The 10,518-nt window shown below is 64.3% G+C and carries 12 protein-coding genes; 8 read left to right on the forward strand and 4 right to left on the reverse strand.

All coding sequences use genetic code 11. The annotated features are described in order from the left end of the window. Nucleotides 1-4 precede the first annotated feature (4 nt). Both QSV36_RS10885 and QSV36_RS10890 read right to left on the reverse strand, forming a co-directional pair. Nucleotides 5-250: a TIGR02647 family protein gene (locus QSV36_RS10885; protein ID WP_289131597.1), complete on the reverse strand. Its 246-nt coding sequence runs from the start codon at nucleotides 248-250 to the stop codon at nucleotides 5-7. A 69-nt stretch (nucleotides 251-319) separates the two neighbouring features. After that, the gene (locus tag QSV36_RS10890; protein ID WP_186687761.1) at nucleotides 320-622 is read right to left on the reverse strand and encodes a hypothetical protein; all 303 of its coding nucleotides are present in this window, start codon (nucleotides 620-622) and stop codon (nucleotides 320-322) included. Between the two features lie 148 nt (nucleotides 623-770). On the opposite strand from QSV36_RS10890, the gene QSV36_RS10895 reads away from it, so the two are divergent. Further along, nucleotides 771-1,433, forward strand: a complete 663-nt coding sequence (locus tag QSV36_RS10895) for a glutathione S-transferase (protein WP_289131598.1) — start codon at nucleotides 771-773, stop codon at nucleotides 1,431-1,433. A gap of 124 nt (nucleotides 1,434-1,557) precedes the next feature. Here QSV36_RS10895 and argH read toward each other — a convergent pair whose 3' ends face one another. Further along, nucleotides 1,558-2,952, reverse strand: coding sequence for an argininosuccinate lyase (gene argH / locus QSV36_RS10900; RefSeq protein WP_025337274.1), 1,395 nt, complete (start codon nucleotides 2,950-2,952; stop codon nucleotides 1,558-1,560). A gap of 296 nt (nucleotides 2,953-3,248) precedes the next feature. On the opposite strand from argH, the gene QSV36_RS10905 reads away from it, so the two are divergent. From QSV36_RS10905 to rsd, 7 genes are all read left to right on the forward strand, one after another. Then, entirely contained in the window at nucleotides 3,249-3,992 is a 744-nt protein-coding gene (locus tag QSV36_RS10905) for a LytR/AlgR family response regulator transcription factor (protein WP_289131599.1), read from the forward strand. Between the two features lie 197 nt (nucleotides 3,993-4,189). Further along, complete coding sequence (hemC, locus tag QSV36_RS10910) at nucleotides 4,190-5,131, forward strand: hydroxymethylbilane synthase (protein WP_289131600.1); 942 nt, start codon at nucleotides 4,190-4,192, stop codon at nucleotides 5,129-5,131. After that, nucleotides 5,128-5,895 (forward strand): uroporphyrinogen-III synthase, encoded by a 768-nt coding sequence (locus tag QSV36_RS10915; protein ID WP_289131601.1) that lies wholly within the window; start codon nucleotides 5,128-5,130, stop codon nucleotides 5,893-5,895. The genes hemC and QSV36_RS10915 overlap by 4 nt, the downstream gene beginning before the upstream one ends. Nucleotides 5,896-5,940: 45 nt before the next feature. Then, nucleotides 5,941-7,041, forward strand: a complete 1,101-nt coding sequence (locus QSV36_RS10920; protein WP_289131602.1) for a uroporphyrinogen-III C-methyltransferase — start codon at nucleotides 5,941-5,943, stop codon at nucleotides 7,039-7,041. Continuing rightward, a complete protein-coding gene (locus QSV36_RS10925; protein WP_289131603.1) occupies nucleotides 7,038-8,276 on the forward strand; it encodes a heme biosynthesis protein HemY in 1,239 nt (412 codons plus the stop codon). Before QSV36_RS10920 ends, QSV36_RS10925 begins: the two co-directional genes overlap by 4 nt. 219 nt (nucleotides 8,277-8,495) lie before the next feature. Next, on the forward strand, nucleotides 8,496-9,002 hold the full coding sequence (locus tag QSV36_RS10930; RefSeq protein ID WP_289131604.1) for a disulfide bond formation protein B: 507 nt from the start codon (nucleotides 8,496-8,498) through the stop codon (nucleotides 9,000-9,002). Nucleotides 9,003-9,233: 231 nt separating this feature from the next. Further along, nucleotides 9,234-9,704: a sigma D regulator gene (gene rsd, locus QSV36_RS10935; protein WP_225779956.1), complete on the forward strand. Its 471-nt coding sequence runs from the start codon at nucleotides 9,234-9,236 to the stop codon at nucleotides 9,702-9,704. A gap of 9 nt (nucleotides 9,705-9,713) precedes the next feature. On the opposite strand, the gene QSV36_RS10940 is transcribed toward rsd, so the two are convergent. Then, nucleotides 9,714-10,352 carry an FKBP-type peptidyl-prolyl cis-trans isomerase gene (locus QSV36_RS10940; protein WP_289131605.1) on the reverse strand — a complete coding sequence of 213 codons (639 nt, stop codon included), beginning with the start codon at nucleotides 10,350-10,352 and terminating at the stop codon, nucleotides 9,714-9,716. Nucleotides 10,353-10,518 lie beyond the last annotated feature (166 nt).

The following is a 10,518-nucleotide window of genomic DNA, read 5'->3' on the forward strand; positions in this document are numbered from 1 at the left end:
TGGCTCAGGCCGGCTGTGGCGCCTTGAGGATGTTCTGCAACAGTTGCACACTTTCAACGGCGTCATGACCCAGGCTGGTCAGGTAGCCGCCATCAGGTTGATCGGTCAGGCCCTTTTCATAAAGGCGTTGCGCAGCGGCAACCAGGGCAGGCGAGGCGTTCTTGTGAATCTTGATACCTTCCTGGCTGCTGTCATGCTTGAACAGCGCGAGCACTTCCAGTTCGGCGATCAGATCGGGGGTGAAGGACATGGCGACTCCTGACTTCCAGACAAGGATGGCGGCACCGTTGACGGTGCCTGATCCTGGAGTGTAGACGGGTTATTCGTCGTCGCCTTGATCCATCTCAGGCGGCAACTCCGGCAGTGCCCGCAACGCGCTTTCATACCACTCGCTGTCGAACGCCCGGTCTTCCACCAGCATGTTGTCGATCTCGAAGGCCAGCACATGGGCCATCAGGTTGAGAATGTCTTCGCGCGCATAGCCGACCAGGGTCAGCTTGTTGAAGGTGGCCTTGGCCGCAGGCGGCTCGCCGCTTTCAATCTGGTTTTCGATGGCCTGGGTCAGCGTCGCCTCGGCGAAGGCTTCGTCGTCGTCATTGTCGATGTCGGTGGGCTCGCTCATGGCGGTACTCCTGTGATGGGATGCACAGTGTGCCACGCCTGTGGCGGCAATGCCCGGGCATTGACGGGGCGCATGACACTGGTCAAGGGGCTGGTGATCGGTCTATAAAAGCCAGGCCAACCCCTTACGGCCTGGAGGCTGTTACCTCATGCTCAAGCTTCATGGATTCGCGGTCAGCAACTACTACAACATGGTCAAGCTGGCCCTGCTGGAAAAAGGCCTGCCCTTCGAGGAGGTCACCTTCTATGGCGGCCAGGCGCCGCAGGCGCTGGAAGTGAGCCCACGGGGCAAGGTGCCGGTGTTGCAGACCGAACATGGCTACCTCAGCGAAACCAATGTGATCCTCGACTATATCGAGCAGACCCAGGGCGGCAAGGCGTTGCTGCCGGCCGACCCGTTCGGCCAGGCCAAGGTGCGCGAGCTGCTCAAGGAAATCGAGCTGTACATCGAGCTGCCGGCGCGTACCTGCTACGCCGAATCGTTCTTTGGCATGCCGGTGGAGCCGCTGATCAAGGAAAGGGCGCGTGCCGACCTGCTGGCCGGGTTTGCCACGCTCAAGCGCAACGGCCGCTTTGCACCCTATGTGGCGGGCGAGCAACTGTCGCTGGCAGACCTGATGTTCTGCTTCTCGGTGGACCTGGCCTGTGCGGTGGGCAAGAAAGTGCTGAACATCGACTTCCTGGAAGACTTCCCACAAGCCAGGGCGTTGCTGCAGCTGATGGGCGACAACCCGCACATGGCGCGGATCGTGGCGGACAAGGAGGCGGCGATGCCAGCCTTCATGGAGATGATTCGTAGCGGAAAACGCTGAGAACAGGGTTGGGGCATTCGCGGGTAAACCCGCTCCCACAGCTACAGCACTGCTTTTGAAGCCTGTGCAATACCTGTGGGAGCGGGGTTACCCGCGAACAAGGGCGAAGCCCTCGCAATGGGCCTTAACGCGAAGCCAGCAACGCCTTGCCGCGGGCGACGGCCGCACGCACCTGCGCCGGTGCGGTGCCACCAATGTGGTTACGGGCATTCACCGAGCCTTCCAGGGTCAGCACGGCAAACACGTCCTGCTCGATCTGGTCGCTGAACTGGCGCAGTTCGTCCAGGCTCATCTCGGCCAGGTCCTTGCCGGTGTCCACGCCATATTTCACTGCATGGCCAACGATCTCGTGGCAATCACGGAACGGCAGGCCACGGCGTACCAGGTAGTCGGCCAGGTCGGTGGCGGTGGAGAAACCGCGCAGGGCCGCTTCGCGCATGATGGCGTGTTTGGGCTTGATCGCCGGGATCATGTCGGCAAAGGCACGCAGCGAGTCGCGCAGGGTGTCGGCGGCGTCGAACAGCGGCTCCTTGTCTTCCTGGTTGTCCTTGTTGTAGGCCAGCGGCTGGCCTTTCATCAGGGTCAGCAGGCCGGTCAGCGCGCCGAACACTCGGCCGCTCTTGCCCCGTACCAGTTCCGGCACGTCGGGGTTCTTTTTCTGCGGCATGATCGAGCTGCCGGTGCAGAAGCGGTCTGGCAGGTCGATGAACTGGAATTGCGCGCTGGTCCACAGCACCAGCTCTTCGGAGAAGCGCGACAGGTGCATCATCGCCACGCTGGCCGCTGCACAGAATTCGATGGCGAAGTCACGGTCCGACACGCCGTCCAGCGAGTTGCCGGCCACGGCTTCGAAGCCCAGCAGCTTGCAGGTCAGTTCACGGTCGATCGGGTAGGTAGTGCCGGCCAGCGCGGCGCTGCCCAACGGCATGCGGTTGGCACGCTTGCGGCAGTCGACCAGGCGCTCGTAGTCGCGGCTGAGCATTTCGAACCAGGCCAGCAGGTGATGGCCGAAGGTTACCGGTTGTGCCGTCTGCAGGTGAGTGAAGCCGGGCATGATGGTTTCGGCTTCACGCTCGGCCTGTTCCAGCAGGCCCTGCTGCAGGCGGGTGATCTCGGCCAGGATCAGGTCGATCTCGTCACGCAGCCACAAGCGGATGTCGGTGGCCACCTGGTCATTGCGGCTACGGCCGGTGTGCAGCTTCTTGCCGGTGATGCCGATGCGGTCGGTCAGGCGTGCCTCGATGTTCATGTGCACGTCTTCGAGGTCGACGCGCCAGTCGAAGGTGCCGGCTTCGATCTCACCCTGGATGGTCTTCAGGCCATCGATGATGGTGTCGCGCTCGGCATCGCTGAGCACGCCGACCTGCGCCAGCATGGTGGCATGGGCGATCGAACCCATGATGTCGTGGCGGTACAGGCGCTTGTCGAAATCGACCGAGGCGGTGAAACGGGCGACGAAGGCGTCGACGGGCTCACTGAAGCGGCCGCCCCAGGACTGATTGGTCTTGTCGGTGCTCATGGATTCACTCATTGCAGGCGTGAACGAAGGAAGTGGCGCGGATGATAGCAGGGTTGTGCCGGGCGCCGCAGGGCGCTGGTCGTGAGAAATGCGGGAAAACCGCGAACAACGATTTCATGGAATGAACGGCAGTGTTCCACGGACCGTCTACAGTTGGACAGAGGACTGGCAGTGAATCTGCCTGCCGAATGAATCTTTGGCCATCGCACCGGTCTAGAGCCTGACCGCAGTGTCGCTCGAACCACACCTGTCTACGCTATACCTGTGCGAGACTCATTCAGGAATCCAGCGCAATTATGAATGTCCTGATCGTTGATGACGAACCCCAAGGCCGTGAGCGCCTCAGCCGGCTGCTCGGCGAACTGGAGGGCTACACCGTGCTGGAGCCTAGCGCCACCAACGGCGAGGAGGCCCTGGCGCTGATCGATAGCCTCAAGCCCGACGTGGTCCTGCTGGACATCGGCATGCCAGGCCTGGATGGCCTGCAGGTCGCTGCTCGCTTGTGCGAACGCGAGGCGCCGCCGGCGGTGGTGTTTTGCACCGGGGACGATGAATACGGTGCCGAGGCATTCAAGGACAGCGCCCTCAGCCATGTGACCAAGCCTTTCCAGGCCCAGGCTCTGCGTGACGCCTTGCGCAAGGCCGAAAAACCCAATCGCGCCCAGTTGGCCGCGCTCACCCGGCCGGGCCATGAAGGGGGCGGGCCGCGCAGCCACATCAGTGCCCGTACCCGTAAAGGCATCGAGCTGATCCCGTTGCCCCAGGTGATCTATTTCATTGCCGACCACAAGTACGTGACTTTGCGCCATGAAGCCGGGGAAGTGCTGCTCGACGAGCCGCTCAAGGCCCTGGAGGACGAATTTGGTGAACGCTTCGTGCGTATCCACCGCAACGCGCTGGTCGCCCGCGAACGTATCGAACGCCTGCAGCGCACCCCGCTGGGGCATTTCCAGCTGTACCTGAAGGGCCTGGACGGCGATGCCCTGACCGTCAGCCGGCGCCATGTGGCCGGCGTGCGCAAGATGATGCAAACCCTCTGATACGGTGCCCGCATGGCAAGGGCTGCGCCCTTGTTCGCGGCTAAAGCCGCTCCCACAGGTTGAGCATTGCCCTGTCGAGCGGCACTGCACCCGGTGGGCGGCTTCAGCCGCGAAGAGGCCTTCGACTGATCCACATCTGCTAGCGATAGCGGTGATGCTGTTATCATCGGCAGCATTTCTCTGGATCGGGGCGTTTCATGTCCACTCGCGAAATCCGCATCGCCACCCGTAAAAGTGCCTTGGCCCTGTGGCAGGCCGAATACGTCAAAGCCCGCCTCGAGCAGGCTCACCCCGGTCTGCAGGTGACCCTGGTGCCCATGGTCAGCCGCGGTGACAAGCTGCTCGATGCGCCCTTGGCGAAGATCGGCGGCAAGGGCTTGTTCGTCAAGGAACTGGAAACCGCCCTGCTGGACAATGAAGCCGACATCGCCGTGCATTCGATGAAGGACGTGCCCATGGACTTCCCCGAAGGCCTGGGCCTGTACTGCATCTGCGAGCGCGAAGACCCGCGTGATGCGTTCGTATCCAACCGCTTTGCCAGCCTCGAAGCACTGCCGGCCGGCAGCATCGTCGGCACCTCCAGCCTGCGCCGCCAGGCCCAGCTGCTGGCGCGCCGCCCCGACTTGCAGATCCGGTTCCTGCGCGGCAATGTCAACACTCGCCTGGCCAAGCTGGATGCCGGCGAGTACGACGCCATCATCCTCGCCGCTGCCGGCCTGATCCGCCTGGGCTTCGAAGACCGCATCACCTCCACCATCAGCGTCGACGACAGCCTGCCGGCGGGTGGCCAGGGTGCAGTGGGCATCGAATGCCGCAGCGCCGACCACGAAATCCACGCGCTGCTGGCTCCGCTGCACCACCTTGACACTGCCGACCGGGTGGTGGCCGAACGCGCCCTGAACAAACGCCTCAATGGTGGCTGCCAGGTGCCGATCGCCTGCTATGCGGTGCTGGAAGGTGACCAGTTATGGCTGCGCGGCCTGGTCGGCCAGCCCAGCGGCGGCACCCTGCTGGTGGCTGAGTCTCGCGCCCCCCGTGGCAGCGCCGAGACGCTGGGCGTGCAGGTCGCCGAAGACCTGCTGGGGCAGGGCGCCGAGGCCATCCTCAAGGAAGTCTACGGCGAGGCCGGCCACCCGTGAGCCCCTGGCGCCTGTTGCTGACCCGGCCAGCCGAAGATTGCGCAGCGCTGGCGCAAAGCCTGGCGGCGGTGGGGGTGGGCAGTAGCTGCCTGCCGTTGCTGGCGATCGAGCCCGTCGCTGTGGATAACCGGCAGCGCCAGCTGCTGGAGGGCCTGACGGGCTTCCAGGCCATCATCGTGGTCAGCAAGCCGGCCGCCAGGTTGTTGCTCGAACAACTGGCCCAGGCCGGCCTGCAGCCGCCACGGCAAGGCTGGTTCAGCGTGGGCGAGGCAACCGCGGCGGTGCTGCAGGCGGCGGGCCTGGCAGTGAGTGTCCCGCCGAGTGGCGACGACAGTGAAGCCTTGCTGGCCCTGCCAGCCCTGCGCCAGGCGGTAGCCGTGCCGGCGCCGCGCATCATGATCGTGCGTGGGGTTGGAGGTCGCGAACTGCTTGCAGAGCGTCTTGCAGAGCAAGGTGCTAGTGTCGATTATCTGGAACTGTATCGTCGTTGCCTGCCGGATTACCCACCAGGCACCTTGATGCGCCGCATCGAAGCGGAACGCCTCAATGGCCTGGTGGTCAGCAGTGGGCAGGGTCTTGAACACCTGCAGCTGATGGCCGGCGCCGACTGGCCACGGCTGGCGCTCCTGCCGCTGTTCGTGCCCAGCCCGCGGGTCGCCGAACAGGCCAGGGCCGCCGGGGCCCAACAGGTTGTGGATTGCCGTGGCGCCAGTGCCACGGCCTTGCTGGCAGCCGTGCAGCGCAGCGCTGCACCTGCCTCCTAAGGCGCTAAGCTGAACGCGGTGCGCCCCCATGCAAAGGATGGATACGTGAGCGAGACTGTCTTGTCCAAAAACGATCAGCCGTCGGCACAGGCGCCGACGGAACCCGTCACTACCCCACCTGCCAAGCGCTCCGGCAGTGGTCTGGCAGCCCTGGCTCTGCTGCTGGGGGCGGCCGGGGTCGCGGTAGGTGGCTGGGGTGTCTGGCAGGTGCGTCAACTGCAAGGCAGCGAATTCAACCAGGGCCAGCACATCGAGGCGCTGAACCAGCGCGCCGAGGCCCTGCAACAGCGCGAGCAGCAGATCAGCGCGCAGCTGGCCAGCCTGCCGGCTGCCAGCGAACTGGAAGACCGCCGCCGCCTGGTGGCGCAGTTGCAAGGCGACCAGCAACGCCTCAGCCAACGCCTGGAAACCGTGCTGGGTGAAAGCCGCAAGGAATGGCGCCTGGCCGAGGCCGAGCACTTGCTGCGCCTGGCCACCCTGCGCCTGTCGGCGCTGCAGGACATCACCAGTGCCAAAGCGCTGGTCGAGGGTGCCGATGAGATCCTGCGTGAACAGAGCGACCCGGGTGCCTTCGCCGCCCGCGAGCAGCTGGCGCGTAGCCTGGCCACGCTCAACAGCACGCAGCAACCGGACCGTACCGGCCTGTTTCTGAAACTGGCCGCGCAGCGCGAGCTGGTGCAGCAACTCAGTGCCCAGTCGCCAGAGTTCGCCAGCAATGCCGATGCGCTCGGTGCCCTGACCTCCGACGGCGATGGCGCCAGCCGCCTGTCGCAGTGGTGGGCCGAGATCTCCAAGTATTTCCAGATCGACTTCAACGCCGATGACAACGTGCGCCCATTGTTGGCCGGGCAGCAGCTGAACCAGCTGCGCCTGGCCCTGAGCCTGACCATCGAGCAGGCTCAGTGGGCGGCGCTGAACGGCGATGCCAAGGTCTACACCCAGGCCCTGGATGATGCCCGCAGCGTGCTGCTGGCCAACTTCAACGCCGACAACCCGCAAAGCAAGGCCATGCTCGACAGCCTCAACGCCCTGGCAGAGCAACCGGTCTCGGTGGTCACCCCCGACCTCAGCGAAAGCCTGGCCGCGGTGCAGGCCTACATCCAGCGCCGCCATCTGTCGGCCGAGCCTGAAGGGGGCAAGCCATGAAGCGTGTCTACCTGCTGGCCGTGCTGGCGATCGTGATCGCTGCTGCGCTGGGTATCGCGGTCGCCAAGCACAGCGGTTATGTGCTGATCTCGTATGGCAGTTTCCGCTACCAGTCCGGGTTGTGGGCAGCGCTGGCCGGCTTGCTGGCGGTGATCGTGCTGCTGTGGCTGCTGCGCTACCTGGTCGGCCTGGTGCTGACTTCCAGTGGCGTGGTCAACCCATGGTCGCGGCGCAACCGCAGCCGGCGCATCCGGCTGTCCATCGAACAGGGCCAGCTGGACCTTGCCGAGGGCCGCTGGGCCAGCGCCCAGCGCCATCTGCACCGTGCCGCCGAGGCCGAGCGCCAGCCGCTGCTGTTCTACCTCGGTGCGGCGCGCGCCGCCAATGAGCAGGGTCGCAGCGAAGACAGCGACAACCTGCTGGAACGCGCCCTGGAACGCCAGCCGCAAGCGGAACTGGCCATTGCCCTTACCCATGCGCAGTTGCAGATGGACCGTGGCGAAAGCGATGGCGCCCTGGAAACCTTGCTGGCCATGCAGGAACGCCACCCGCACAACAACCAGGTGTTGCGCCTGCTGCAGCGTCTGTATCAAGAGCGCGGTGACTGGTCGGCCCTGATCCGCCTGCTGCCAGACCTGCGTAAGGGCAGGGTGTTGCCGGCCGCCGAGCTGACCGCCCTGGAGCAGCGCGCATGGGGGCAGAACCTGAGCCTGGCCTCGACCCGGGGCGAGGACGCACAAAGCGCACGCCAGGCCCTGGAGCGTGCCTGGCAGCAACTGACCGCGGCCCAGCGCCAGGAACCACAGCTGGTGCTGGCCTACGCCGAACAGTTGCGCCAGGTGGGTGCCCAGAGCGAAGCCGAGCAAGTGCTGCGCACCGCCCTCAAGCGTGAGTACGAAAGCCACCTGGCTCGCCTGTACGGCCTTGTGCGCGGGGATGACCCGGCGCGCCAGCTGCAAACCGCCGAAGGCTGGCTCAAAGCCCACCCGCAGGACGCCAGCCTGCTGCTGACCCTGGGGCGCCTGAGCTTGCAGAACCGCTTGTGGGGCAAGGCGCGCGACTACCTGGAAAGCAGCCTGCGCATGGAGCGCAACCCGGAGGCCTGCGCCGAGCTGGCCCGGTTGCTGGCCAGCCTCGGTGAGACCGAGCGCAGCAACCAGCTGTTCCAGGAGGGCCTCGGCCTGCTGGATGAACGCCTGCTGGCGTTGCCGTTGCCAGAAGGCGCGCGCGCCTGACCTACCCATGGCCCGCGCCAAGGTGCGGGCCATGGGGCCGGGTAACTTGTCCATTGATGCAGGTTGGATCTGCAGTCTCTCTCTTCAGACGTTTCCTACCACCTTGCTGGAAAATTCCTTCGCGTTTCAGCGAGTTGTCGTTGTTGTCGTGCCTTGAAACAAAGCGTGTCTTTCCTCTACCGTTTCAAGCCACTTCATCACCCCGGACCTTCTCTGCCCATGCTGCCGGCCCGTTTGCGCACCTTTTTCCTACCCGCCTGCCTGGCCGCACTGGCGGTGCTGGCTGCGTCCTTTCAGCTGGAAAACGCCCCAGGGCTGGTGCCGTGTCCACTGTGTTTCAGCCAACGGCTGTTGCTTGGCCTGTACGCACTGTTGTGCCTTACGGCCGCTGTTCAGGCGCCGGGTTCGCGGGGTGTGCGCTGTTATGCGTGGGCGACGCTGGGCTGTTCGCTGGCCGGGGCGTTGCTGGCCGCGAGGCATGTCTGGTTGCAGGGGGCGGACGGTGCCTTTGCGCTTTGCCCGGTGCCGATCTGGCGGGTATTTGAGCAATCCTGGAGCGAAGCGGCGCGGCAACTGTTACTCGGTGGCCCTGAGTGCAACGCGCTGACCTGGAGTTTTCTCGACCTGACGCTGCCCGAGTGGAGCCTGTTGGCCTTCCTGTTGCTGGCGGTGCCGCCCGCGAGCTGCCTGCTGGCGTATCGTTTCCGCACCCTGGCCATCAATTGACCTGGCGCAAGGCTTGGCCGGTAGTGCGACCAATGGCGGTGTAACAGGGTATTAAACGCTTGTATGAACTTTGTCTGCTGCGTACCTTGATGGGCAGCACGCGCGGGAATAATCTCGCAGCACGCATACCGAAAACACAACTGCTCGATGCCGTCCTGCTGATGTCACCTTTGTGCTGCACGGTCGTAGTGCGAGGTGCAGCGGCATCTACCCAGAAGGGAAGAGATCGCCATGCTCGATAGTTGCCAGAACGCTCAGGAACGCTGGGGTGGGGTTCACAAGCTGATCGACCGCTGGCTGGAGGAGCGCCAGGAACTGGTGCAGGCTTTCCGCGCCTTGCGCGATGTGAAGCCGACCTTTGCCGACAAGGAAAAAAACCGTGATTTCTGCGCGGTTCTGGTCGACTACGTTTCGGCGTGGCATTTCGAAGTCTGCGAGCAGCTGGTCAGTGAGGCCAAGGCTTTTGACGACGAAAAGGCGCTGAAGCTGGCCGAAGAGATCAACCCGCGGATCAACGACATCACCCAGATCGCGCTGGCTTTCAATGACCATTGCGAAAAGGGTGAGTGCAAGGACAGCGAACGCTTCGCGGAGAAACTGACCAAGCTGGGAGCCCTGCTGCACGAGCGCTTCGAGCTCGAAGACTGCCTGATCGAGGTGCTGCACAACGCGCACAAGGAAGAGGGCGCGGTGGAGGCCTGACGGCGGAAGTCAATCACCAACCGCCAGCAGTTCGATCTCGAACACCAGAGGGGTGTAGGGTGCGATCAGGTCACCCGCACCCTCGGCGCCATAAGCTTGCGCCGACGGAATCACCAGGCGCCATTTGGCGCCGGTGCGCATCTGCGGCAGCGCCAGCTGCCATCCTTCGATCACCGAATCCAGGCTGAACCACTGCGGTGTCTGGTTCTGGTCGAATACCGAACCATCGGGCAGCCTGCCCACATAACGCACCTGCACCTTGCCGCCGGCTTTGGGCTGCGCGCCCGTGCCTGCCTGCAGCTCGCTGTAGAGCACGCCCCCGGGTAGTTCGTGTACACCATAACGACCGCGCTCGGTGGCCATGAAGCGTGTCTCGGCGGCCTGCTGTTTCTGCGCGGCGGCATCGCCTTCCTGTGCTTCATGCTGCTGCAGCACGGCCTGCATGCGTGCCTTGTCGAGCTTCAGCGGTTGCCCTTGGTAAGACGCACGCAGGCCTTCGACCAGCGCATCCAGTTGCAGGCCCGGCATCTCCTGGCGCAGCCGCTCGCCCAGGCTGGCGCCAAGGCTGTAGGCCAGGTCATGTTCGTCGCTGTTGGCCAGGGCGAGAGGCGCCAGCAGGCATAAACCTAAAACCAGATATCGAGGCATGATCAGTTCCTGCGCCAATGAGCGGGGAATTATGCCAGTGTTCAGTTTTGTATTGTGCGTGCTTGCAGGCCTTTGTAGGAGCGGCCTTGTGTCGCGATGGCTGCGAAGCAGCCCCGGCTTTATCAACCTGATGTACAAAATCCTGGGGCTGCTTCGCAGCCATCGC

The sequence above is a fragment of the Pseudomonas sp. BCRC 81390 genome (assembly GCF_030341915.1).
Taxonomy (GTDB): domain Bacteria; phylum Pseudomonadota; class Gammaproteobacteria; order Pseudomonadales; family Pseudomonadaceae; genus Aquipseudomonas.